The sequence below is a fragment of the Labrys sp. 22185 genome, from assembly GCF_052045555.1.
GTDB lineage: Bacteria > Pseudomonadota > Alphaproteobacteria > Rhizobiales > Labraceae > Labrys > Labrys neptuniae.
Genome location: NZ_JBQEPH010000004.1, coordinates 337,618 through 362,800 on the forward strand (window position 1 = coordinate 337,618; position 25,183 = coordinate 362,800).

The 25,183-nt window shown below is 63.6% G+C and carries 19 protein-coding genes and 1 riboswitch; of the genes, 10 read left to right on the forward strand and 9 right to left on the reverse strand.

Annotated features, from left to right (window positions below; genetic code table 11):
- Positions 1 to 2 precede the first annotated feature (2 nt).
- Positions 3 to 752, forward strand: coding sequence for an SDR family NAD(P)-dependent oxidoreductase (locus tag ACTJKX_RS11535; RefSeq protein WP_311937672.1), 750 nt, complete (start codon positions 3 to 5; stop codon positions 750 to 752).
- An 81-nt stretch (positions 753 to 833) separates the two neighbouring features.
- On the opposite strand, the gene ACTJKX_RS11540 is transcribed toward ACTJKX_RS11535, so the two are convergent.
- The 7 genes from ACTJKX_RS11540 to ACTJKX_RS11570 form a co-directional block, all read right to left on the reverse strand.
- Positions 834 to 1,886, reverse strand: a complete 1,053-nt coding sequence (locus ACTJKX_RS11540) for an alpha/beta hydrolase family protein (protein ID WP_440725339.1) — start codon at positions 1,884 to 1,886, stop codon at positions 834 to 836.
- 168 nt (positions 1,887 to 2,054) lie between these two features.
- Positions 2,055 to 3,194, reverse strand: coding sequence for a rhomboid family intramembrane serine protease (locus tag ACTJKX_RS11545; protein ID WP_311937670.1), 1,140 nt, complete (start codon positions 3,192 to 3,194; stop codon positions 2,055 to 2,057).
- Complete coding sequence (cobT, locus tag ACTJKX_RS11550) at positions 3,191 to 5,080, reverse strand: cobaltochelatase subunit CobT (RefSeq protein ID WP_394311168.1); 1,890 nt, start codon at positions 5,078 to 5,080, stop codon at positions 3,191 to 3,193. Before cobT ends, ACTJKX_RS11545 begins: the two co-directional genes overlap by 4 nt.
- Positions 5,077 to 6,078 carry a cobaltochelatase subunit CobS gene (cobS, locus tag ACTJKX_RS11555; RefSeq protein WP_440725340.1) on the reverse strand — a complete coding sequence of 334 codons (1,002 nt, stop codon included), beginning with the start codon at positions 6,076 to 6,078 and terminating at the stop codon, positions 5,077 to 5,079. The genes cobT and cobS overlap by 4 nt, the downstream gene beginning before the upstream one ends.
- A gap of 61 nt (positions 6,079 to 6,139) precedes the next feature.
- Entirely contained in the window at positions 6,140 to 6,736 is a 597-nt protein-coding gene (locus tag ACTJKX_RS11560) for a J domain-containing protein (protein ID WP_311937665.1), read from the reverse strand.
- 470 nt (positions 6,737 to 7,206) lie between these two features.
- A complete protein-coding gene (locus ACTJKX_RS11565; protein WP_440725341.1) occupies positions 7,207 to 7,977 on the reverse strand; it encodes a CbtA family protein in 771 nt (256 codons plus the stop codon).
- 18 nt (positions 7,978 to 7,995) lie between these two features.
- Complete coding sequence (locus tag ACTJKX_RS11570; protein WP_068284091.1) at positions 7,996 to 8,208, reverse strand: CbtB domain-containing protein; 213 nt, start codon at positions 8,206 to 8,208, stop codon at positions 7,996 to 7,998.
- Between the two features lie 30 nt (positions 8,209 to 8,238).
- A riboswitch (cobalamin riboswitch) is annotated at positions 8,239 to 8,385 on the reverse strand.
- A gap of 37 nt (positions 8,386 to 8,422) precedes the next feature.
- Here ACTJKX_RS11570 and ACTJKX_RS11575 point away from each other — a divergent pair.
- The 6 genes from ACTJKX_RS11575 (at position 8,423) to ACTJKX_RS11600 (ending at position 20,111) form a co-directional block, all read left to right on the forward strand.
- On the forward strand, positions 8,423 to 8,977 hold the full coding sequence (locus tag ACTJKX_RS11575) for a histidine phosphatase family protein (protein WP_440725342.1): 555 nt from the start codon (positions 8,423 to 8,425) through the stop codon (positions 8,975 to 8,977).
- A gap of 117 nt (positions 8,978 to 9,094) precedes the next feature.
- Positions 9,095 to 10,411, forward strand: a complete 1,317-nt coding sequence (locus ACTJKX_RS11580) for a UDP-glucose dehydrogenase family protein (RefSeq protein ID WP_440725343.1) — start codon at positions 9,095 to 9,097, stop codon at positions 10,409 to 10,411.
- Positions 10,412 to 10,854: 443 nt separating this feature from the next.
- Positions 10,855 to 12,021 (forward strand): efflux RND transporter periplasmic adaptor subunit, encoded by a 1,167-nt coding sequence (locus ACTJKX_RS11585; protein ID WP_367626143.1) that lies wholly within the window; start codon positions 10,855 to 10,857, stop codon positions 12,019 to 12,021.
- Positions 12,022 to 12,036: 15 nt separating this feature from the next.
- Positions 12,037 to 15,261: an efflux RND transporter permease subunit gene (locus ACTJKX_RS11590; protein ID WP_440725344.1), complete on the forward strand. Its 3,225-nt coding sequence runs from the start codon at positions 12,037 to 12,039 to the stop codon at positions 15,259 to 15,261.
- 407 nt (positions 15,262 to 15,668) lie between these two features.
- Entirely contained in the window at positions 15,669 to 17,636 is a 1,968-nt protein-coding gene (locus ACTJKX_RS11595) for a BTAD domain-containing putative transcriptional regulator (protein WP_311937650.1), read from the forward strand.
- A 636-nt stretch (positions 17,637 to 18,272) separates the two neighbouring features.
- Complete coding sequence (locus ACTJKX_RS11600; RefSeq protein WP_394311181.1) at positions 18,273 to 20,111, forward strand: BTAD domain-containing putative transcriptional regulator; 1,839 nt, start codon at positions 18,273 to 18,275, stop codon at positions 20,109 to 20,111.
- Positions 20,112 to 20,171: 60 nt separating this feature from the next.
- On the opposite strand, the gene ACTJKX_RS11605 is transcribed toward ACTJKX_RS11600, so the two are convergent.
- On the reverse strand, positions 20,172 to 20,651 hold the full coding sequence (locus tag ACTJKX_RS11605) for a hypothetical protein (RefSeq protein WP_440725345.1): 480 nt from the start codon (positions 20,649 to 20,651) through the stop codon (positions 20,172 to 20,174).
- A gap of 141 nt (positions 20,652 to 20,792) precedes the next feature.
- Here ACTJKX_RS11605 and ACTJKX_RS11610 point away from each other — a divergent pair, with 141 nt between their 5' ends.
- Complete coding sequence (locus tag ACTJKX_RS11610; protein ID WP_367626147.1) at positions 20,793 to 21,419, forward strand: FMN-binding negative transcriptional regulator; 627 nt, start codon at positions 20,793 to 20,795, stop codon at positions 21,417 to 21,419.
- Between the two features lie 29 nt (positions 21,420 to 21,448).
- On the forward strand, positions 21,449 to 22,627 hold the full coding sequence (locus ACTJKX_RS11615; RefSeq protein ID WP_394311183.1) for a YcaO-like family protein: 1,179 nt from the start codon (positions 21,449 to 21,451) through the stop codon (positions 22,625 to 22,627).
- Between the two features lie 269 nt (positions 22,628 to 22,896).
- On the opposite strand, the gene ACTJKX_RS11620 is transcribed toward ACTJKX_RS11615, so the two are convergent.
- Positions 22,897 to 23,220: a hypothetical protein gene (locus tag ACTJKX_RS11620; protein WP_394311185.1), complete on the reverse strand. Its 324-nt coding sequence runs from the start codon at positions 23,218 to 23,220 to the stop codon at positions 22,897 to 22,899.
- On the opposite strand from ACTJKX_RS11620, the gene ACTJKX_RS11625 reads away from it, so the two are divergent.
- Complete coding sequence (locus tag ACTJKX_RS11625; RefSeq protein ID WP_367626150.1) at positions 23,209 to 25,158, forward strand: BTAD domain-containing putative transcriptional regulator; 1,950 nt, start codon at positions 23,209 to 23,211, stop codon at positions 25,156 to 25,158. The genes ACTJKX_RS11620 and ACTJKX_RS11625 overlap by 12 nt on opposite strands.
- The last annotated feature ends 25 nt before the right edge of the window (positions 25,159 to 25,183 follow it).

Genomic DNA, 25,183 nt, shown 5'->3' on the forward strand with positions numbered 1-25,183 from the left:
CAATGAGCAGATTGGCAGGCAAGGTCGCCGTGGTTACCGGTGCCTCGAAGGGCATCGGCGCGGGTATTGCGAAAAGCCTGGCGGCCGAAGGCGCCGCCGTCGTGGTGAATTATGCTTCGAGCCGGGATGGCGCCGAGAAGGTCGTCGCGGAGATCACCGCCAAGGGCGGCAAGGCGATCGCCGTCAAGGGCGACGTCTCCAAGGCGGAAGAGGTGAAGGCCATCTTCGCGGAGGCCGAGAAGGCCTATGGCCGCCTCGACGTCCTGGTGAACAATGCCGGCGTCTATGCCTTCGCGCCGCTCGAAGAGGTGACGGAAGCCGAGTTCCATCGCCAGTTCAACACCAATGTGCTCGGGCTGCTGCTGGCCAGCCAGGAGGCCGAGAAGCATTTCGGCCCCGAGGGCGGCAGCATCATCAATATCGGCTCGGTTGCGACCGACGTGAATTTCCCGGCCACGTCGGTCTACACCGCCACCAAGGGAGCGGTGACCTCGATCACGCGGGTGCTGGCCAAGGAACTCGGCCCCAGGAAGATCCGGGTGAATTCGATCAACCCCGGCATGGTGGAGACGGAGGGCGTGCATGCCGCCGGCTTCATCGGCGGCGACCTGGAAAGCCAGACCGTCGCCCAGACGCCGCTCGGACGCATCGGCCAGCCCGGGGACATCGCGCCTGTCGCGGTCTTCCTGGCCTCGGGCGAATCCGGCTGGCTGACCGGTGAGGTGCTAGCCGTCTCCGGTGGTGTCCGATAAGCATCAGGATACGGAAGGGCGGAACGCCGGCTAGAGCGCTCCGCCTTCGATGTATCCGATTCGGTGGTAGGGACCGACGCTCTACGGGGTGGTTCGCAATGCCCTGCTGAATGCGGCCACTGCCCTTTCGATCAGGTCGGCATGAACCGCCTGTCGGGACCGGCCCCCGCCGTCCGAGCAGATCGGATCCCCCACTTTCTCCGCCTTGGCGATCTCCTCGGCGCCCGGTTTGCACAGCGCGAACATGCTGTAATGGCTGGCAACCGCGATCGTCGCATAGGTCGAGACCGGGATGGCTTTGGCGGTCCCCGCCGCCTGCGCCGTCAGCGGGATGCTTTCGGCCCGGCCGAGATTGACGAGGGCAACCGGGATGTCGATGCTCGAAAAACTCTCGAAGTCGAAGACATCGATGGGAGCCGGATCGATCGCCATGGCAAAGCGGATGCGCCTGTCCCGACCGCTCCGGCCGGCCGATTGCAGATCCAGGGCGTGAAGGTCGACGCGGCTTTGCCGGACCCAATCGCAGAGGGACGGATTCAGCCGATCGGTGTCGCAATAAGCGGCCAGAAGCTTGGGATCGATACGGGCCCCGGCCAGAGCCAGCGCCGTGTTGCCGCCCATGGAGAGGCCGAGAACGCCGATGTCGCCAGCACTCAAATGATCCTTGAAGAAAGGCTCCCTCTCCATCGCATCCAGGCTGTCGCTGATGTCGGCGGGTCTCAGCCAGAGCTTCATCGTCTCCGCGGCGGACCGGTTTGCCCCGGTGTTGCCGGGATGGGTGGGGGCCGCCACCACGAAACCTTGCTCCGCCAGGGGGGCCGCAATCCAGCTCAGGGCCTGGGCGTTGCCGGCCAGGCCAGCTCCGTGGGAGAGCAGGATGAGCGGAAATTTCCCCGGCCGGATGGGGGCATTGCGCCGTGCGGGCGTTCCCGTGAAGAACTCGCCGTCACCGAGCATGACGGGCTCGCCGCCGGGCCGGGCGGGATACCATACCGTCACCTCGAGATCGGTGGCGCGCTCCCTGGAAGGAACGATAATCCGGCGGACACCGGCACCGTCATCGGCGGCCAGCGCCTGCTGCGCCATCATCGCGGCGCCAAGGGCGACAGCCCAACATATGATCCATGCCTTCATCGAAATTCTGGCCCCGTGGTCGCATGCCTGCAAATGCATCGAGATACGGGTGGGAGCATGTTTCGCCGCGAAGCGAGACCTCGATCGCGTTCGGCTACGCCCGGAATGCGTTTCAGGAAACGCGGGCGAGCCTGGGTAGGGGAGGGATTGCCTTGGCTCGATGTGTCGTCAATTCTCGCCGGTCAGCCGCTTCAGGCCCGCCTGGGTTTCGGGCTCGTTCGGGATCAGGCGCAGCGCTGCCTTGTAGTCCGCGATCGCCTCCTCGCGCCGGCCCAGGGCTTCGTAGATATGGGCGCGGGTGTCGAGGATGGCGCCTTCGTCAGGCGCCGCCTTGACCGCGGCCTCGGCATCGGCCAGGCCTTCTTCGGCGCGGCCGAGCTTGAACAGGGACCAGGCTCGCAGGTTGAGCGCCACGGCATCGTCGCGTCCGCCCTTGATCGCAAGATCCACTTCCCGGAGCGCTCCCTCGTAATCGTCGCGCTGGGCCAGGACGAGGGCACGCAGCATGTGGACTTCCGCAGCCGCCGATTCGTTGCCGCTGTTCGTCGCGGCGCTCTGGTCATTCATGCTGAACTGCCAGACCCGGGAGGTCGTGTTGCCAAGCCCGAAGGCCAGGGCGAGCAGTGCCAGACTGGCAAGCGTGAAGGCAAGGCGACGGGGGTCCTGGAAAGGACCGATGCGCCGGGTGATGAGCACGGCGGCGGCCAGGCCGCCGAGAAAGCCGCCGAAATGGCCGGCATTGCTGATGCCGGGATTGAGCAGCCCGTAGAGGAAGTTGAGGCCGGCCCAGAAGGCGGCATTGGTCATCAGCGCCCGGCCGAAGGCGTCGCCGCGCCGGGCACCGTACAACACGATGGCACCGAGCAGGCCGAAGATCGCCCCGGAGGCGCCGAGGGAAAACACCTCGCCCCACAGCACCGAGGCGACGGCACCCGCAATGCCGCCGATGGCGTAGATCACGAAGGCTCGCAGCCGCCCATAGGTCCGCTCCACCATCGGCATGACCTGGAGCAGCGAGAACAGGTTCAGTGCCAGATGGGGCAGGCTGCCATGCAGATAGGGTGCGGTGAACACGGTCCATACCCGCCCCTGGATGAAGGGCACCTGGCCGCCGGTGCCGAGCGCGTAGAGAATCCCCTGCGAAGGCTGCCAGAGTATCCGCCCCAAATTCTCGGGCGAGCCGGCCAGCCAGGCCGTGAACAGCACGGCCAGCAAATAGAGGCCGGCGCAGACCGCGGCCAGGGGATAGGCCAGGGGCATCGGCCCGAACAGGGCCCGATGCCAGAGAGGCGGCTGCCGGGAGCTCACGCCGCGGCTCGGCGCGAGCCCGACGCCCCGGTTTCCTCGAAGAGTTCGGCGAGCTTGTCGGTCATGACGCCGCCGAGCTCCTCGGCATCGACGATGGTGACGGCCCGCTTGTAATAGCGCGTGACGTCATGGCCGATGCCGATGGCGATCAGTTCCACCGGCGAGCGCGTCTCGATGTCCTCGATCACCCAGCGCAGGTGGCGCTCCAGATAATTGCCGGTGTTTACCGACAGGGTCGAATCGTCGACCGGAGCGCCATCCGAGATCACCATCAGGATGCGCCGGCTTTCGAAGCGCCCGAGCAGGCGCTGATGCGCCCAGGCGAGCGCCTCGCCGTCGATGTTCTCCTTGAGCAGGCCCTCGCGCATCATCAGGCCAAGGCTCTTGCGAGCCCGGCGCCAGGGCGCGTCGGCCGATTTGTAGATGATATGTCTGAGATCGTTGAGGCGGCCGGGCGACGTCGGCTTGCCCGCCTGCAGCCAGCTCTCGCGCGACTGCCCGCCCTTCCAGGCCCTCGTGGTGAAGCCCAGGATCTCCACGCGCACGCCGCAGCGTTCCAGCGTGCGGGCGAGAATGTCGGCGCAGGTGGCCGCCACCGTGATCGGGCGCCCGCGCATCGAGCCGGAATTGTCGATCAGCAGCGTCACCACCGTATCGCGGAAATCGGTGTCGCGCTCGCGCATGAAGGAGAGCGCGGAGGTCGGGTCGATGATCACCCGCGACAACCGGGCCGGATCGAGCATGCCTTCTTCGAGGTCGAAATCCCAGGAGCGGTTCTGCTGGGCCATCAAGCGGCGCTGCAGCCGGTTGGCCAAGCGCGCCACCACGCCCGACAGGCTGGAAAGCTGCTTGTCGAGATAGGCCCGCAGGCGATCGAGTTCCTCGGGGTCGCACAGATCCGCCGCCTCGACGATCTCGTCGAAGCGGGTGGTGAAGGCTTTGTAGTCGCTGGCGCGCCGCTCATTGTCGCGATGCTCGGGGGGCCGCCAGGGTTGGGCCGCCTCCTCGGCATCGCCCGTCTCGGTATCGTCCGGCAGGTCGGAGGAGGGCGATTCGGCGTCCTGCGTCTCGCCGTCCTGGGATTCCTCATCCTCGCTCTCGGTTTCCTCGAGCTTCATGGATTCGGAATCGTCCTGGACCTCGCCCTGGTTCTCCTGGTTCTCGCCTTCCTGCTCGCTCTCGGCGTCATTCTCACGGTCGTCGGAATCGTCCGTATCGGCCTGTGCTTCCTCTGACAGGCCCATATGGGTCAGGAGATCGTTCATGGCACGGGCAAAGGCGCGCTGGTTCTCGATCACGCTGTCGAGGCGGGCGAGGTCCTTGCCGGCCTTCTCTTCGATGAGAGGGCGCCACAGATCCACCAGCTTGCGCGCCGGCTCGGGCGGGGCAAGGCCGGTCAGCTTCTCGCGCACCATCAAGGCGAGGGCATCCTCGACGGGCGCTTCCTCGCGGACACGGATGTCCTCATATTTGCCGCCGCGGAAATAGCGGTCCTCGAGCATGGCGGTGAGGTTGTTGGCCACCCCGGCCATGCGGCGTGAACCGATCGACTCGCAGCGGGCCTGCTCGACGGCATCGAACACGCTGCGCGCCTGCTCGTTCTGCGGGGCGTGGCGACGATGCACTGCCGGGTCATGGCAGGCGAGACGGAGCGCCATCGCATCGGCCTGGCCGCGCACGATCGCCGCGACATGGGCGTCGAGCTTGCGCGGCGGCTCGGCCAGGCGCGCCTTGTCGGCCATCAGCAAGGGCTTTTCCGAAGCGAAGGTCACTTCGAGGTCCGGTTTGCGGGCGATGGCGCGCAAGGCCCCGGCGACGGAGCGCTTGAAGGCGTCGTTGGGAACGTCCTTGGGCTTTTCGCCGGGCTTGCGGTTCGTCGTGGTCATGATGCCGTCAATCCTGGGAGCGCGACGTTGACCGAGCTTTCGGCCAGCTCCGCCCCGAAGGCGCGCTGGTAGAACTCGGCCACGAGGCTGCGTTCGAGCTCGTCGCACTTGTTGAGGAAGGTGACTCGGAAGGCAAAGCCGATATCGTGGAAGATATTGGCGTTCTCGGCCCAGGTCAGCACCGTACGCGGCGACATCACGGTGGAGAGATCCCCATTCATGAAGGCGTTGCGGGTGAGATCGGCCACGCGTACCATCTTGTTGACGATGTCGCGGCCGTTCGGGCTCTTCTGATAGTGCTTGGCCTTGGCCAGCACGATGTCGACTTCCTTGTCATGCGGCAGATAGTTCAGCGTGGTCACGATCGACCAGCGGTCCATCTGGCCCTGGTTGATCTGCTGGGTGCCGTGATAGAGGCCGGAAGTGTCGCCCAGTCCCACCGTGTTGGTGGTGGCGAACAGGCGGAAGGCCGGGTGAGGGCGGATCACGCGCTTCTGGTCGAGCAGGGTCAGCTTGCCCGAGATTTCCAGCACGCGCTGGATCACGAACATCACGTCGGGCCGGCCGGCGTCATATTCGTCGAACACCAAAGCGATGTTGTTCTGCAGGGCCCAGGGCAGCATGCCGTCGCGGAACTCGGTGACCTGCTTGCCGTCCTTGAGGACGATGGCGTCCTTGCCGACGAGGTCGATACGCGAGACGTGGCTGTCGAGATTGATGCGCACGCAGGGCCAGTTGAGGCGGGCGGCGACCTGCTCGATATGCGTCGATTTGCCCGTGCCGTGATAGCCCGTGACCATTACGCGGCGATTGTGGGCGAAGCCCGCCAGGATCGCCAGGGTCGTCGGCTTGTCGAAAAGATAATCGGGATCGAGGTCCGGGACGTGGTCGGAGGACTGGGAATAGGCCGGTACTTCGAGATCCGTATCGAAACCAAACAGCTTTTTGGCCGAAACCATGATGTCCGGCAGATTGGCCGGTGTCGTTGCGTCAGTCATTATGCCTTCCTTGGCTGGCGCCAGGGCGGCGCAGCCGACAATCCTCTTCTTATGCGTCGCTTCAGCAGAGCCCGGCGCTACGCAGCGTATTATAGGCCTGGATGATCCCGCGCAATTTATCTTCGCTGGATCGGTCCCCGCCATTGGCATCGGGATGGAGACGTTTGACCAGCGTCTTGTAGCGCGCCTTGATTTCCGGGCCGCTGGCCGTTTCCGGCAGATCGAGCGCGTCGAGGGCCTTGCGCTCCAGCAATTTCAGCCGCCGTCTCTCGGGTTCGGGCGTCCCTTGCGGGCGGCGGAAGCCGTGATCCTCGTCGAAGAAACCGAAGCCGTCATGGATCTCGGGGCCGGGTTGCGGCCCTTCGCCGCGCTTCTTGGCCCAGGGATTGACCCCCATCGTCCAGGTCGGGCGATGGCCGGTGGCGGCATCGCGCTGATAGGCGCTCACCGAGTCGTCCGGCAGGCCGGCGAAATAATTGTAGGTCTTGTTGTAGTCGCGCACATGTTCCAGGCAAAAATGCCAGAACTGGCCTTCGCGGTTGCGCCCCTTGGGCGCGCGAAATTCGCCGGCGTTCCGACAACCGGCATGTTCGCATAGCCGTACGCTCGCCGGCTGGACCTCTTCGGCCCTTGGGCGCACCCGGATGCGATCAAACAAGGGCGAGTCCAGATCCATAATGACACACTATGCGAGGGTGAACACAAATGGGCAAGCGCGAGCTTGGACGCAAGAGCGTTTTGTAACTTGAACGAAGCACATCAAATCGCAAAAACGCTTCAGCCAATCCATGGGAATGGCTTGGAACCAGAAAGCGAGAGCAACCAAGCGTTCATAGCTGAGCACGCTTTGCCCTGGGGTTAATCAAGGCGAAATGCCGCTGCAGAATTTGAAATATGGGGTCCGCTGACCCGAAAAAGAAAGAGGCCGCCCAAATGGCGGCCCAAGTCTTAGGGAGGAAACGCCCAAGGAGGGCAGTGGGGGAGCGCAAAGGCGCATCCGCCACGCCCCTAAAGTGATCCTCATCGGTTCATTTCGCAAGTGCGAAATGAAATAAATTTTGAAAACCGGCCTGAAATCGGGCCAGTGTTGTAAAAATGCGACGTTTGACGCGGTTGACCGGCCTCTTTTCAGCGGCGAGCGGGGGCCTGCAGCAGTTTCTGTGCTGCAATGCCGAAGGCGATCCCCAGCGTCGCCCACAGCACGGCATGGATGCCGAGTGAGGCGATACGGAACTTCCACAACACCGTGGCCGAAAAATCAGCCGGGATGTCGTTGACCGTTGGCAAGATCTGCATGGCCACCACCATCACCACCAGATAGGCTGCCGCCCCCACGAGGTTGGCGTTCCAGCGGCCGAGGCTGGCGGCGAGCCGGTTCGCGGTGCCCAGCGCCGCCGCCATCGTCACGAGGGACAGCAGGATCAAGCCGAAATAGAAGGCGGTGCGCAGGCCGATCGTGTCGGGATTGCCGACGGCCGGTGGATTGGCGGGATATTTAATCTGCGGCACCACCATGATGGCGGCAAAGCCGATGACGGCGATCAATCCGGCGGTTGCGCGCGGGCTGAGGCTGCCGATCCGGCCCTGCGCGAAGGCAAAGATCAGGGCGAAGATGCCGCCGAGCGCTGCGCCATAGACGACCATGCCTGTGACGAGCCCGTAGCTGGCCTGGACCGGCCGGCTGACCGGCTCTTCCTCGTGTTCATGGGCTGCGGTCGTCTGCGCAGCGCCGGGAGCCGGCGCAGCTGTCGGAGCGGGCGCCGGCTCGGATGCGTGGCTTTCCTCGAAAGCGATGGCTGCGTCGACCTGGGGTTCACCGAACACCCAGGCGAAGCCAGACGCAAACAGTCCGGCCAGGATGCCGATCAGCATCCCCCGGATCAAAAGCGATCTAACCATGTCGTGTGTCCAAGCGCCCTAGTGGCAGGGGAAGCCGAGCAGATGGCGAGCGTCATGCACGAATTCGTGGATGTAGACGCCGGGAATAAGCGAGGTTGCGCCCTGTTCGGCGCCGACGAAATAGATGGCGAGCACGGCCAGGAGCACGGTGAAGAGCGCCCAGGGCAGGATCTCGCGGACCGGGATGGCGATCGGCTGCTGGGCGACGGGTGCCAGAGTTGCGGTGGTCATGAAAAGCTCCTTGGGATTACGCGTCCCGTTACGAGTCATGCTGCCTTGGAAGAGGTCTGACTTCCGGATTGACGCCGCAGCGCCGCCGTTCACAGTGGCGCGACCGTGCCGGAATTCCACCGGCTTCCCACCCTTGGCAAAGCTCTTCCATAAGAGCCCAAGTCACGGATATGTCAATATTCCGGAAGCGACTTTATCTTGGGGAAATGCCTTCATGACGCCACGCCTGACCCTGCTGTGCCATGGCGCGACGCCCACACTGCGTGCGGCGGGGTTTCCGCTCGACGAGGCGCTCGACGCAAGGGGGGCACAGGCGGCCCGGGACCTGCAGTGGCGTTTTGCCAAGGCGACCCGCATCCTGAGCAGTCCGGCGCTCAGGGCCCGCCAGACGGCGCAGGCCCTCGGCTTCGAACCCGAGATCAACGAGGCACTGCGCGAATGCGACCATGGCCGCTGGTCGGGGCTTGGCCTGGAGGCGGTGGCCGCCGCCGAGCCCGAAGCGCTTGGGGCGTGGCTGACCGATCCGCAGGCCTGCCCGCATGGCGGAGAGAGCATTGCGGCCCTGATCGCGCGGGTCGGCGCCTGGCTCGATGGCGAGCGGTTCGAGGGCTTCACGCTGGCCGTTACCCATGCCTCGGTGTTGCGCGCGGCGATCATTCATGCCCTCGGCAGCGAGCCTCGTTCCTTCTGGCGCATCGAGGCCGCTCCGCTGGCGCGCGCCGATCTCAGGCCTTCTGCCCGCGGCTGGTCGCTGCGGCTGGAGACATAGAGGCGCTCCGGCTGGGCCTTCCCGCAGTGCTGCTTTTCCTTTTTCGTCATTGGCATGTCGCCGGGCCTTTTGTAGACACGCCTCTGACGGGTTAGTCGCCCAAACAGGATTGATGTCATGCGCGTTGCAATGATCGGTACGGGTTATGTCGGCCTGGTGACGGGGGCGTGCCTCGCCGATTTCGGCCATGTCGTCACCTGCGTCGACAAGGATCCGGCCAAGATCGAGGGCCTGCTGGCCGGCCGCATGCCGATCTACGAGCCGGGCCTGGAGGATCTGGTGGCGCGCAATGTGCGCGAGAAGCGCCTGTCCTTCACCACCGAGCTCGCCCCCGCCGTGCGCGATGCAGCCGTGGTGTTCCTGGCCGTCGGCACGCCCTCGCGCCGCGGCGACGGCCATGCGGACCTGTCCTATGTCTATGGCGCGGTACGCGAGATCGCCGCGGCGGTCGAGGGCTTCACGGTGGTGGTGACCAAGTCGACCGTGCCGGTCGGCACTGGGGACGAGGTCGAGCGGCTGATCCGCGAGGTCCGGCCCGACGCCGATGTCCGCGTGGTCTCAAACCCCGAATTCCTACGCGAAGGGGCGGCGATCGAGGATTTCAAGCGCCCCGACCGCATCGTGGTCGGCACCGAGGACGAACGGGCCAAGGAGGTGATGGCCGAGGTCTATCGCCCGCTCCATCTCAACCAGGGGCCGCTGCTGTTCACGGCCCGGCGCACCTCCGAACTGATCAAATATGCCGCCAACGCCTTCCTGGCGACCAAGGTCACCTTCATCAACGAAATCGCGGATCTGTGCGAGAAGGCCGGTGCCAACGTGCAGGAGGTGGCGCGCGGCATCGGCCTCGACAACCGCATCGGCTCCAAATTCCTGCATGCCGGGCCGGGCTTCGGCGGCTCGTGCTTTCCCAAGGATACGCTGGCACTCCTGCGCACCGGCCAGGAGCATGGCGTGCCCCTGCGCATCGTGGAAGCGGTGGTCGGCGTCAACGATGCCCGCAAGGCGGCGATGGCCCGCCGCGTCATCGCGGCCCTCGACGGCAATATCGCCGGCAAGACGGTGGCCCTGCTCGGCCTTGCCTTCAAGCCGAACACCGACGACATGCGCGACAGCCCCTCGATCCCGATCGTGCTCGCCTTGCAGGACAAGGGAGCCAAGGTTCGTGCCTATGATCCCCAGGCGATGGAGGAGGCCCACAAGGTTCTGAGCGATGTCGGCTATCGCTCCAGTGCCTATGACTGTCTCGATGGTGCCGATGTCGCGGTGATCGTCACCGAATGGGACGAGTTCCGGGCGCTCGACCTCGAGCGGGTCAAGAACCTGCTCACGCAGCCGGTGATCGTGGACCTGCGCAACATCTACCGGCTCGAAGACATGAAGCGGCACGGCTTCCGCTATGAGAGCATCGGGCGCGAGGGGACGGCGCCCTGAGCTGACGACATTCCCGCATATTTGCGCAAACCGGCGCAGGCGCGGCGCTGCTGGCTTCAGAAGCCAGCGAGAGGGCCTCGCCTCGTTTCTGAGGTGAAGCCGGCACCGCCGGTTCGCACCGATCGGAATGTAGCCAAGCGGGTGTCAAGCACGGGCGCGAGAAATGACGGTGCTGTTGCGGATTTGCACCAAGTCCCAACTCATGGTTGCAGGGCGTCGATCTTGATTGGATCAAAGCGCTAAGAATTATCATACTATAAGGCTCACACGGCGATTCGACCGCGATTCCGGCCGGTGGAGCGCTGAACAGGATCTCCGACCCTGCCCTGGCGGCGCAGGCTGGGAAATCCTGCAAAATTTCCAGACGCCAGCTCCAGTGCCCGCGACAAGGCCATTAGCCATGCGGGTGGCTTGGCTGAGGCGCGTTGCTTGCGAGGATGTTCATGTCGAGGTTGCGTCGCAGAATGGGTCGGCTGGCCGCCGGCGTGCTGGCATTGGCGGCCTTCGAGGGGACGGGTGCTGCGCTCGCCCAGCAAATGCCGGCCATGCCGGTCACGGTGGCCAACCCGGTCGCCCGCAAGATCACCGAATCGGTCGAATTCACCGGTCGCTTCCAGGCCTGGCCGCAGGTGAACATCACCTCACGCGTCACCGGCTATCTCGACAAGTCGAGCTTCGTGGAAGGTTCCCTCGTCAAGGAGGGCGACGTGCTGTTTGCGATCGATCCGCGCCCGTTCCAGGCCGCAGTCGACCAGGCGGCCGCCCAGGTGAAGATCACACAGACCCGGATCGACCTGACCAAGGCCAATCTGGCGCGTGCTGAAGCCCTGAAGAAGACCGGCAACGTTACCGATGCCACCTACCAGGCCAACCTCCAGGCCTATCAGGAAGCGGCCGCCTCGATCGATTCGGCCAGCGCGGCGCTGGCGACGGCCAAACTCGACCTCAACTACGCCACCATCACCGCCCCAATCTCGGGCAGGATTACCCGCCAGCTCGTCTCGCGCGGCAATCTGGTGGTGGCCAACTCGACCTCGCCGCTGGTTTCGATCGTCGCCGTCGATCCGATCTATTTCTACTTCGACCTCGACGAGGCGAGCTATCTTGCCTATCAGCGGGCCTCCAGGGGCAAGCTGGACACCGGCGGTAAGGATCCCACGCTGAAGGTCGAGATCGGCCTGTCGGACGAGAAGGGGTTCTCCCATAAGGGAACGCTCGATTATCTCGCGCCGCAGGTCGACGCCCAGACCGGGACCGTGACGGCTCGCGCCAAGGTCGCCAATGCCGACGGCTTCCTGGCCCCTGGCCTGTTCGGGCGCATCCGCATCACCATCGGCGAGCCCTATGAGGCGCTGGTCGTGCCGGATGTTGCGGTAAGTCAGTCGGCACAGGGGCGCACCGTCATCGTGGTCGGCGCCGACAAGATCGCCAACCCGCGCGTGGTGGAACTAGGGCCGAAATTCGGCTCGTTCCGCGTGATCAAGTCGGGTCTCAAGCCCGAGGACCAGGTTCTGATCAACGGCCAGATGCGCGCCCGCCCGGGTGGCGAGGTCGTGCCGCAACCCACCAAGCTGGACGTGCCGGAAACGCTCGTTCCCGACCCGAACTGATCGGGAGCGCAGCCCATGAAATTCGGCCATTTCTTCGTCGACCGCCCGATCTTTGCCGCCGTCGTCTCGATCGTCACGGTGGTGATCGGGCTCGTTTCCTATGTCGGCCTGCCGATCGCCCAGTTCCCGCAGATCGCCCCGCCGACGGTGGTGATCAACGCCACCTATCCCGGCGCCAACGCCCAGACCATCGCCGAGACTGTGGCGGCGCCGTTGGAGCAGTCGATCAACGGCGTGGAAGGGATGATCTATCAGACCTCCCAGGCCACCAATGACGGCTCGCTGCAGATCACCGTCACCTTCGCCACCGGCACCGATCTCGACATCGCCCAGGTGCAGGTGCAGAACCGTGTTTCCTCGGCCGAGCCGCGGCTGCCGGCCGAAGTGCGGGCTCTGGGCATCACGGTCAACAAATCGTCTTCCGACTTCCTCCTGATCGTCACGCTCTATTCGCCGGATAATTCGCTGAACGACTATGGCATCTCCGACTATGCCATTCTCAACGTCAACGACATCCTGGCCCGTGTCGACGGTGTCGGCTCGACCTTCGCCTTCGGCCTGCGCGAGCCCTCGCTGCGCGTCTGGCTCGATCCGAACCGCCTGGCCAGTTTCGATCTGACGGCGGGTGAGGTCGTCCAGGCCCTGCGCGAGCAGAACGTGCAGGTCTCCGGCGGCACGCTCGGCGCCCAACCCTCACCCAACAACACCACCAGCGAGATCACGGTCACCACCCAGGGCCGTTTCCAGGACGCCGAGCAGTTCCGGAACGTCATCATCAAGTCGACGCCGGATGGCCGCCTGCTCAAGCTGAGGGACGTCGCCCGCGTCGAGGTCGGCGCCAAGCAATACAGCTCCAACCTCTATCTCGACAGCCAGCCCACCGTTGGCATCGCGGTGCTGCAGAGGCCCGGCTCCAACGCGCTGGCTACCGCCGATCGCGTCAAGGCCAAGATGGACGATCTGGCCAAGGCCTTTCCGCCGGGGCTGAAATATTCCATCGTCTACAATCCCACCGAATTCGTCTCGGCCTCGATCGAGGCCGTCTACGAGACCTTCTTCGAAGCGATCGTGCTGGTGGTGATCGTCGTCTTCGTCTTCCTGCAATCCTGGCGCGCGGCGATCATTCCGATCATCGCCATTCCCGTCTCGATCATCGGCACTTTCGCGGTGATGGCAGGGCTCGGCTTCTCGCTCAACATGCTCACTCTGTTCGGGCTGATCCTGGCGGTGGGCATCGTGGTCGACGACGCCATCGTCGTGGTGGAGAATGTCGAGCGCAACATCCATGACGGCATGACGCCCAACCGGGCGGCCCATGTCACCATGGACGAGGTCGGCCGCGCCGTCATCGCCATCGCCCTGGTGCTGTGCGCGGTGTTCGTGCCGACCGCCTTCATTCCGGGCATATCGGGCCTGTTCTACCAGCAGTTCGCGGTGACCATCGCGGCCGCCACGGTGATCTCGGCCTTCAACTCGCTGACCCTGTCGCCGGCGCTCGCGGCCCTGTTGCTCAAGCCGCATGATCCGGAGCACCGCAGCCGCTTCTTCCTGTTCCGCTGGCTTCGGGCCGCGGGCGACGGTTTCAATCACGGCTTCGACAGGCTGTCGCGCGGCTATGGCGGCACGGTGGGCTTTGCGGCCCGCCACAAGCTAGTGTTCCTCCTGATCTATGCCGGCCTGCTCTTCGCCACCTGGCATATTTATACCAAAGTGCCGGAAGGCTTCGTGCCGGATTCGGACCAGGGTTACGCCATCGTGGTGGTGCAGTTGCCCGACGGCGCCTCGCTGGAACGCACCGACGCCGTGGTGCGCAAGGCCCAGCAGATCGCGGCGGGCAGCCCGGGCGTCGCCCATGTCATCGGCGTTGCCGGCTTCTCCGGCGCGACCTTCACCGCCGCCTCGAATGCAGCCACCATCTTCGTGCCGTTCAAGCCGTTCGACGAGCGCCTGAAGGAAGGATTGTCGGCGCAGGCCATCGTGGGCGAATTGCAAAAGCGCGTCTTCGCCATCGAAGAAGGCTTCGTCTTCGTGATTCCGCCTCCCACCATCCAGGGGCTCGGCACTGGTGCCGGCTTCAAGATGCAGGTGCAGGATCGCGGCGGCGTCGGGTCGGAAGCTCTGATGCAGGCCGCCAATGCCCTGATCGGCAAGGCCAACCAGACACCTGGCCTCACCCAGGTCTACACCACGCTGTCCAACAATGGCCCGCAGCTTTTCGTCAATGTCGACCGCATTAAGGCGCGCATGCTCAACGTGCCGATAGGCAATATCTTCGAGGCGATGCAGGTTTATGTCGGCTCGGCCTATGTCAACGACTTCACGCGCCTGGGCCGCGCCTTCCAGGTGAATGCCCAGGCCGAAGGGGGCGACCGTCTCAACAAGGAGGACCTCGTCCGCCTCAAGGTCCGCAGCGCCAATGGTGTCCTGGTGCCGCTCGGCTCGCTGATCTCCTTCGAGGAACGCACCGGCCCCGACACGGTGATGCGCCACAATCTCTATCCGTCCGTCTATATCAGCGGCTCGGGCCTACCCGGCGTGTCCTCCTCCACGGCACTCGACCTGATGGAGAAGGCGGCGGCCGAGGTGCTGCCGCCGGGTGTGGGCTATGAGTGGACCGAGATCGCCTTTCAGCAGCGCTCGGTCGGCAATACGATCTATTTCGTGTTCGGCATCGCCGTGCTGTTCGTCTTCCTGTTCCTGGCCGCCCAGTATGAAAGCTGGTCGCTGCCGCTCGCCATCATCCTGATCGTGCCGCTTTCCATCCTCGGAGCGCTGCTCGGCGGCATGGCGCGCGGCCTGCCGATCTTCGGCGACTGGTGGGTCAAGGTGATGGACAACAACATCATGACGCAGATCTCCTTCGTCATGCTGATCGGCCTCGCCGCCAAGAACGCCATCCTGATCGTGGAGTTCGCGCGCCAGCGCGAGGACCACGGCGACACGCCCTGGCAGGCTGTGGTCGAGGCTTGCCGGCTGCGCCTGCGCCCCATCCTGATGACCTCCTTCGCCTTCATTCTCGGCGCTGTGCCGCTGATGATCGCCACCGGCCCCGGCTCGGAACTGCGCCAGGCCATCGGCACGGCCGTGGTCTTCGGCATGAGCGGCGTGACCTTCCTCGGTCTCTTCCTCACGCCGGTGTTCTACGTCACCATCCGCCTGATCGTGCGCAAGCTCTTCCGCGAGAAGCCCAAACCTTCGACGGTGACGGCGGCGACGATGGGCGAGCCGGAAGGAAGCTGAAGCCTGCTGCTCCAGGGGTTCAGTGATTGGCGGGCCGGCATGCCGGCTCGCCAAGGATGGCACGGCAAACTGTCCTCGCTTTGCGGTAATATGATAGTGCCGGAGGTCAAGCAAGGAGGCTTTGCAGTCCCTTTGATTGACTCATCACACAATGTTGACCATTCTCAGCGGTGCAGCACGGCTCGACGACATCGTCGCGGGTCGTTCTGACGATACTCAGATGTACGTGGGCCCCGGCAGCTTTGTGGCGCTGGGGCAGTTCATCCGGCCTGGGTCTCGATGAGGAGAAGATCGGCACCGACGTCGTACTGGCGTCGGGCCGGGCGTGTTTTGATGCGCGCGATCTTCACCATCGAGACTCTCTAGCGTTGCGCCTCGCAGGAGGTGCCGGGGTCGTGGTGGACAGGATGGATGACAAGCCCTTCATAGCACTTCGCCTGGTCGGTATCCCCCATCTCACGGTGGCGGGAGAGGGGGTGTTTCCTGCCAAGGGCTATGTCCTGGTTGCCATGCTGTTGCTGGCCGGCGGCCGGCGCATGAGCCGCCAGGCCATCGCCGCCCTGCTCTGGGACGATGCGCCCGAGGAGAAGGCCCTTACCAATCTGCGCCAGCTTCTCGTCCGCATCCATCGGACATGGCCCTATGCCGATCCGTTGGTAGAGACCAGCGGGCCCCATCTGGCTGCTGGACCCGGTGCGGACCGCAGCGACCTTGCCGCGCTCCTGTGTCTGGCGAAATCGGGTGTGCTGGCCGAGAGGGTCCAGGCCGTCCTGCTCGCCAAGGGGGATCTCCTCGACAGTATCGATTCGGGTGGCCCCGAATTGTCGCAATGGTTCCGCAGCGAACGTGAACGCTTCCGCCGCATCGTGCTGGCGCTGGCCGCCGAAGTCCTGGTCGAGATGACCCGCTACGGTCGCGCGCCCGAGCGAGAGATCGATCTCATCGGCGAGGTCATGCTCACGCTCGAGCCGGAACGGGAGGAGAGCTACCGCGTCCTGATCGAAGCCCATGGACGCAACGGCAACATTCCGGCGGTGAATCGGGTTCATGCCGGCCTGACCGACATGCTCCGGCGTGAATTCGGAACGGAGCCCCGGCCCCAGACCGTCGCCACCTTGCGTCGTATCCTCGCCAGCGCGCCGCAGCCGCGGGTGCAGGTGAGCGGCGGAACGCGCAACATGCCCGATGAACGCCTGCTTGTGGCGAACCCGGCTGCGCCTCGCCTGCCAGGCTTACCGCGTGTGGCGTTGTTTCCGCCGCGCCCGATACCCGGCCGCGTGCTGGATCCCCTGCATCGGGCCCTGATCGAGGACGTCGCCAACGACCTGTCGCGCCACCGTACTTTCGCGGTGCTCGCACCGCACAGCAGTTTCCATGTCGCCGATGCGGGCGATGCCCGGCGCTTTGCCAGCCTGTGCAGCGCCTATCTGATCACCGGCTTCATGGTGCCGGGCAGCGAGCGTATGGCCCTCCGGCTGACACGGCAGCCGGATGAGGAGATCGTCTGGGCTGCCGAATATCTGGTTTCGCCCGAGCGGCTGGCGCTTTCCTTCCGGCTGATCACCCGGCAGATCGCTGCCACCCTTGCCAATGAGATCGAACGCGACCAGCTCGATCGGGCCCGGGCCGATCCCAAGCCGGCCGCCTATTGCCATTATCTCGAAGGGCAGGCGCGGCTGCACAGCTTTGACCTCGCCCGCCTGCGTCGGGCGCGCGCCGAGTTCAAGCTGGCTACCGAGGAGGACGGGGATTTCGCGCCTTCGCGCGCCCGCATTGCCCAGACCTTGCAGCTCGAATGGCTGATGCTGGGGGGCACGGATCCGTCCCTGCTCAACCAGGCCCGGGCGGAAGCGGATCTGGCGATGAAGATCGATCCCGGCCACGGCACGGGCCACTGGATGTCGGCCGTGGTGGCGCTCTATCAGCATGACTTCGACTATACCGCTGAAAAGTTCATGGAAGCGGAGGTCCTCAATCCGCATTCGGCCGATCTGCTGGTCCACCATGCCGATGCGCTGTCGCATCTTGGCGAGCCGGAACTGGGCTGGGAGCGCTTCCAGCGGGCCCTCGAGCTCAATCCCTTCCCGCCGGATTATTACTGGTGGTTCGGCGCTACCATCGCCATCCGTCGCCGGCGCTTCGAGGAGGCAATCGAGATGTGCGCCCGGATGGAGAATGACGAATCGGCCATGCGGGTGCTGGCCATGTGCCATGGCTTCGTGGGCGATACCGCGATGGCCCGTCATTATGGGCGGCGCGTCATGGACACTTATCCAGGCATGTCCGCCCTGGACCTCGCGCGCCTGGCACCGGATCGCCGCCAGGAGGACATCGAGTTCTGCGCCCAGGGCCTGCGCCTCGCCGGCCTTTCCTGAAGAAGAGCCGGCTGCCGCCGAGAAATACAAGAAGAGTCCAATCGGCCGGGCGGGTGCCCGAAGTTTCGAGCGATTACCTTCCTTAAATGTATTGTCGGTGTGCGGTGCTCGATATTTTCCCGCACCCGACTTTGTTCGGCTGCTTTATTTCAAGAATTGAATTATGTTTTATTTTATAATTGCAAGATTAGTTGTACGATTTGGAGCGTCGATATGGATGCGACTCCTTGTCATCATTTTATAAATGAACTTCTTGATCGGGGGCGATGTGATATTCATGATTCCGTTTCTGTGTGACTCGGGCGTGAAGTCTGGTGGGGAATCAGATTGGACTTGTTGACTTCAATGTGTTTGACGAACAAGTAGTAGATGCGGCGCATATGTCGGGCGTGGCCCGAAGGTTCTCATTCCGAACCACGAGATTTGTGATGGGAACGGCGGGGATCTGGCAAGTGGCGGCGGCATGCATGGGATGCCGGGCCAGACTCCCCAGGCGAGGATAGTCGAATGGACGCTGAGGACGACATTGTTCTTCATTTGGTAGGCGTACCGCATGTTGCCAAACCAATGGAGGGCGTGTTTCCGGGCAAGGGATATGTTCTCATTGCGATGCTGTTGCTTTGCGGCAGTCGGCGGATGAGCCGGCAGACTATTGCCGCGTTGCTGTGGGACGATGCTCCCGAAGAGAAGGCCCTCACCAATCTCCGGCAATTGCTGGCCCGCATTAACAGGTTCTGGCCGCTGGAGGAGCCGCTGGTCGAGGTGGAAGGCTCCAACCTGATGGCCGGGCCTGGAGCCACCCGCAGCGACCTTGCCCAGATCATGGCGCGCCGCAAATCCCAGGTGCTGGCCGAACGTGTGGCCGTCGTCAGGCTGGTGAAGGGGGATCTGCTCGACACGATCGACAGCGGCGGGCCCGAATTGTCACAATGGTTTCGCAGCGAGCGCGAGCGCTTTCGTCGCCAGGTTCTGGGGCTGGCGGGCGAGGTGCTCATGGAGATGACACAGTTCGCCCGAGCCAAGAAAAGCGACATCGACGAGATCGGTGAGCGCATGCTGGCGCTGGAACCGGAGCGGGAGGAGAGTTTCCGCGCACTGATGGAGGCCTATGGCCGGATCGGCGATATCGAGGAAGCCAACCGTGTCTTCGACGATCTGAAAAAGATCTTGCGCGATGAATTCGGCACCGAGCCGAGGCCGGAAACGGTGGCCACGATGCGGCGTATCCTGGCGAATGCTCCGCGCCCTCGGTTGCAGGTCGTCGCCGAAGCCGAGGTATCGGCGGCGATCGAGCAGACTGTCCAGCCTCCGGCCTTGCGCAATCTGGCGGGCCTGCCGCGCGTCTCCCTGTTCCCGCCGCAGCCGCGGCCGGGAGAGACTCTGCATCCCCTCTATCGCATGCTGATCGAGGACGTCGCCAACAGTCTGTCGCGTCACGCCACCTTTGCGGTGACCGCGCCTCACAGCAGTTTCGACGTGGCCGATACCGGGGATCGGGAAAGACTGGCCGCCCTGCGCTCGGGCTACCTCGTTACCGGCTTTCTGGTGCCCGGGAGCCAGAAGATGGCGCTACGCCTGACCCGCAATCCCGGCGACGAGATCATCTGGGCAGCCGAATATCGCGTGGAACTGGAGGACCTGGTCGTTGCCTTCCGCATGATCTCGCATCGGATTGCGGTGACGCTGGCGAGCGAAATCGAGCGGGATCAGCTTGATCGCCTGCGGGCCGATCCCAAGCCGCTTGCCTATCGGCACTATCTGGAAGGACATCTCCTGTTCAAGAATTGCGACCTGCCGCGTCTGCGGCGCGCAAGAGTGGAGTTTCAGAAAGCGGCGGCGATCGACATGGACTTCGCCGGCGCGAGGGGAGCTGTCTCGAATGCGCTCCAGCTGGAATGGCTCATGCTGGGAGCGAATGACCCATCACTCCTGATGCAGGCCCGCCACGAAGCCGAGGCGGCAATCGGCATCGATGCAGGCAACAGCGTCGGTCATTGGATGTCGGCGGTGATTGCACTGCATCAGCGCGATTATGACAAGGCGGCGGAGCAATTCCTGGAAGCCGAGACGCTCAATCCCAATTCGGCCGACCTGCTGGAATCGCATGGTGACACCCTGGCTCATCTGGGGGATCCCGATGCTGGCTGGCAGAGGTTTCAGCGCGCCATCGAACTCAACCCCTTCCCGCCCGACCGCTATTGGTGGGGCGGGGCCACGATCGCCTATTTTCGCGAGGACTTCGACGGGGCGATCGACATGTGCAGCAAAATGGAGAACGATCAGTCCGTCCTGAGGATCCTGGCAATATGCCATGGCAATCTCGGTAACAAGGAGGTCGCCAGGAACTATGGGGCACGTTTGAAGGATATGTATCCCGGCATCACTGCGGCAGATGTAGTAAATCTCACGCCGGATAAGAAAGGAAACATGAAAGAGGTTATTGTGCGTGGGCTTAAAGTGGCTGGGATAAGTTAATTCGCAGAATGCTTCTTCTTCTTAACTTCATAATAAGAAAACTTATAATCATAAACTTACTCAAGAGAGGGTAGCATGGCTGGAATAAGACGAGATCGAGATCATATCTACATCATTGGCGACAGGGGCGTCGGAGTCTTCCTGATCAAGATGAGTCCCATCCGCATCGTTCGGATTCCCGACAAGGAGGTCCGTCGTTTTGGCAAAGAACATAATTGCGACGGCTATGCGGCGGTCGCTGCCCTCTGTTGGCGGGTGATTGCCGACCACCGTGCTGCCAATGGCCAAGGCAAGCCGCTCGAGCCCGAGAATATCGTCGGCATCGCTTCGCTCGCCGAGGCTGGTGCGGAGCTGAGCAATCTGGAGTTTTCGTTTGGGACGAACATGTCGGCTGCGGCGATCGAAGCTGTTCGGGGCCGCAACCGTTCCCTGAAAATGGCGCTTTGCTACCTGACGCAGAGAACCGGCAACAATCTCCAGGATGCGGTGCTGCTCGATGACGGCAATGCCGACGATTTTGCCTGCTAGGGCATTTTCCAAGGACGTTGACAGGCTTCCTGATCGAGGCAGTGCGTCAAAACGAAGAAGAAGAGCAAAGTGCGGTTTTGGGGAATCGTACTTTGCCCTGAACGGTTCGGTTCCGTTTCGTGATGCCGGCCTCGTGGAAGTATGAGGTGAGCCTTGTATAACCCTCGATATTTCCGGGAAGAGCGCGTGGAGGTGCTCCACGCCTTGATGCGCGATCATCCACTGGCAACGGTCGTCACCCATGAACGGGGACGCCTGCAGGCCAATCACATTCCCTTGTTCCTGGTGGCAGACAAGGGGCGCAAGGGCGTGTTGCGGGGGCATCTCAACCGCAACAATCATATGGCCGTCGATCACGACCCGGCCCTGGAGGTGCTGGCGATCTTCCAGGGGCCGATGCACTACATCACGCCGCGCTGGTATGTCGACAAGGTGGAAGGCGGCAAGGCCGTGCCGACCTGGAACTATGTCACCGTTCATGTCCATGGCCGTTTGAGGTCGACGGAGAATCCGCGCTGGCTGCGCGAGCACGTCACCGCCCTGACCAATCTGGTCGAGGCCGGGCGTCCGCAACCCTGGCAGGCCGAGAGTGCGCCATCATCCTTCATGAAGGGGCAGATCAAGGGCATTATCGGGCTGGAGATCGCGATTACCAGCATCGAGGGCAAATGGAAGCTCAGTCAGAACCGGCCGGAGCCCTATCGCAGCAGCGTTATCGAAGGCCTGACGGCGGAGGGCGAGGCTGTTATGGCCGACCTCATGGCCCAAGCCGTCAAATAGCCGGCTCATTGATTGATGACCGCCCCGCCATGAAGCCGGTACCTGCCTACGATCATCCGCCCCTTGCACCCTTCGGCATCACGCGCGTGGGTGACCTGACCGATCTCGACGTCGTCGGCATTCCCGTCTGGTTTGCGACCCGGCCCAATGCGCGCTCGATCGCCGTCAGCCAGGGCAAGGGGCTGACACCTGAGCAGGCGCGCATATCCGCCATCATGGAGGCGGTGGAAGGGGCCGTCGCCGAACAGACCAAGGCCCTGATCGCCGAGTTCGGCACGCCGGAGGAGATGCTGTCTCGCGGCCGGCATTTGGTCCCGCTGGAAGAGCTCGTGCGCTTCCGGGTCGAAGCCTATGACGAAGAGGCTCCGCGCGCCTGGGTGCGTGGCGTTGCCCATGGCAGCGGGAGGCCGGTCTTCGCACCCTATGAGCTCATCGGGCTCGACATGCGCGAAGAGTTTCCCTGGGATCGGGATGCCTTCCATATCAGTTCGGCCGGACTTGCCGCCGGGCCGAGCTTCGAGTTCGCCGCCCTGGCTGCCCTGCTCGAACTGGCGGAGCATGATGCCACCACCTTCTCCGACGCGTTCGGTCACCTCGAGGCCACGTCGCGCCAAATGCGCTGGCAAGCCGGCGTGCATGCCGGACTGGACGAGGCTGTCGCCAAGGTACGCGCCGCCGGGCTGGAGCCGCGCTTCTTCGACAAGACCAACCGTCTCGGTCTGCCGGTGGTCAGCGCCGCGATCGTTCGTCCGGTGATCGGCGAGGAGGGCGGTGGCGAGCGCTTTTCCGGAGGCGAGGCCTGCCGGCTCGATGCCGGAGCCGCTGCCCTGGCGGCCTTGCTGGAGGCCGTGCAGTCGCGGCTCACCCATATTGGCGGGGCCCGCGACGATCTGGAGCCGGATTTCTACGAAACGCGGGGTGACGTTCTGCCCGCACCGGTTCCGGGGGCGCCCGGCCTGGCCGAATTCGCCGAGCGTCATCGCCAAGCGCCTCTACTCCGGGCGGAAGAGTTGACGCATGCCGCACAACTCGACATCGTCGCAGGCAAGCTTGCGGCGGCCGGGCACGCCGACATCTTTCTTTTCGATCTTCCCGGACCGGTCGAGGGCGTGCATGTGGTGCGCGCCTTGGTGCCGGGCCTCAAGACTTTCGTGGAGGATGGCGTGTCCGATATCGGCCTTGAGGATCTGTTCGGAGCGATGACGTGATGGTGCCGGCCGAAGCACAGTGCCGGAAGCGGCAGCGCGGAAGCAGGGAAAACGCGTCTTTCCCGAAGCCTTGCTCATGGGAGCGGGGGAGGTCCTAAAATTACGAATTCCTGCAATTTGTCGGGGCATCGGCAGTATATTTTTTGGAGAGCTTCCGGCAGAGGTTGGAGATTCCTTGTAGTCTTTCTGTATTAAATTCCATTTTTAGCGTTTTAGTTTTGCAGTATTTACATAATAATGGTAGTTGTATCAATTTTTTAGGACTGCGTTCAAATATAATTATATATTACGTAAAGATTTTTGAAAATAATTCTCATTATTTTCTTTTGCATTTCGGCGGCTGGTGTGACGCCGGTGTGACTTGAGGCGAGGATTTCTGGCCAATTCATTGACTTGAATGGATTTTGTAACACAGTGTCGCCACGGTTCACGAACTTGGCGGTGCTCGCGCGAGTTTCCCACGGGCGCGAGCCGGCGTTGTTCGGATCGATAGTGCCAGGCCTTATGGGGGAGCGGGCGCGGTTTTCGTCCGTCAACCATGCGAAGGGAGCTGGGATCGACGAATGAATGCTGAGCGGGACATGATCGTTCATCTGGTCGGCGTGCCTCACATGGCCCAGCCGACCGAGGGGGTATTTCCGGCCAAAGGCTACATTCTCATCGCCATGCTGCTGCTTGCCGGCAGCGGCCGGATGAGCCGCCAGGCGGTGGCCGCCTTGCTCTGGGATGATGCGCCCGAGGAGAAGGCACTGACCAATCTGCGTCAGTTGCTGGTGCGCATTCACAGGTGCTGGCCTTATGAGGAGCCCCTGATCGAGACCAGCGGTTCCCATCTGATGGCCGGCTCCAGTGCGCAGCGTTCCGATCTGGCGAGCATCCTTGCCCTGCAGAAATCGGCTGTGCTCGCCGAGCGGGTGGAGGCGGTGCTGCTGGCGCGAGGCGATCTGCTCGACACCATCGACACCGGCGGCGGCGAACTGGCGCAGTGGTTCCGCGGCGAGCGCGAACGCTTCCGCCGCCTGGTGCTCGGCTTGGCCGCCGACGTGCTACTGGAAATGACCCGCTTCGGGCGCGCGCCCGAGCGTGAGATCGATATCATTGGCGAACGCATGCTGGCCTTGGAGCCGGAGCGCGAGGAAAGCTATCGAGCTTTGCTCGAGGCCTATGGGCGAAACGGCAATTTCGATGCGGTGAACCGCACCTATGCCACCCTCGTTGCCGTTCTGAAGCAGGAATTGGACAGCGAGCCGCGTCCCGAGACGATGGCGGCGATGCGGCGCATCCTGGCGAACGCGCCGAGAGCGCGCCTGCATGTGGTATCGGACCGGTCCAGCGAGATGCAGGGCGACGCTGACCGGGAGGTCTCGGCAACGCGTAGCTTGGTCGGCCTGCCAAGGGTTGCCTTGTTTCCTCCCAAGGCGTTGGCGGGAGACCAGCTCCACTACCTGCATCGCGCGCTCATCGAAGATGTGGCCAATGACCTGTCGCGTCATCGAACCTTCGCGGTGATTGCGCCCCATAGCAGTTTCGAGGTCGCGGATTCGCCGGACGCGGAGCGGCTGGCGGCGCTGAGAAGCGGCTATCTCATTTCAGGCTTCATGCTCCCCGATGGCGAGCATATGGCTCTGAGATTGACGCGTCAGCCCGGCGCCGAGATCATCTGGGCGGCGGAATATCCGATCGGCCTGGATAAATTGCCTTCCACCTTCAGGCGTATTACCCGGCAGATCTCGTCGACGCTCGCGAGCGAGATCGAGCGCGATCAGCTCGACCGGATGAGGGCCGATCCGAAGCCGAACGCCTACCGGCATTATCTGGAAGGCCAGACCCGCCTGAAGAATTGCGACCTGCCGAAACTGCGCCGAGCCCGGGCGGAGTTCAAGCAGGCCATCAGCGAAGACCGCTCCTTTGCGCCGGCCCATGCCCGCATCGCCCAGACCCTGCAGCTCGAATGGCTGATGCTCGGGGGGAATGACCCCTATCTCCTGCATCAGGCCCGTCACGAGGCCGAAACGGCGCTCGCCATCGACGGTGGCATCGGCGAGGGCCATTGGATGGCGGCGGTCGTCGCGCTCTATCAGCGCGATTTCGACTATGCGGCCGAGAAATTCCTGGTCGCCGAGGCGCTGAATCCGCATTCGGCGGACCTGTTGTCCCACCATGCCGATGCTTTGTCGCATCTCGGCTTTGCCGATACCGGGTGGGAGCGCTTCCAGCGGGCGTTGGAGCTCAATCCGTTCCCGCCTGACTATTACTGGTGGTTCGGCTGCACCATCGCGATCCGGCGCAGGGATTTCGCCACGGGAATCGAGCTGTGCAAGAACATGAGCAGCGAAGATGCGGTGCTGCGTGTCCTGGCCATGTGCCACGGCCTCATGGGCAATGTGGACGTGGCGCGCCAATATGGCAGGAAGCTCGCCGAAATGTATCCCGGCGCAACGGCGCTCGAAATGGCTCGCCTCGCGCCAGACCGGCGTAGCGAAGATATCAATCTATGTGCGGAAGGATTGAGAATAGCCGGCTTGGATTGATTTTGTCATCTCCAAAAATTCTCGA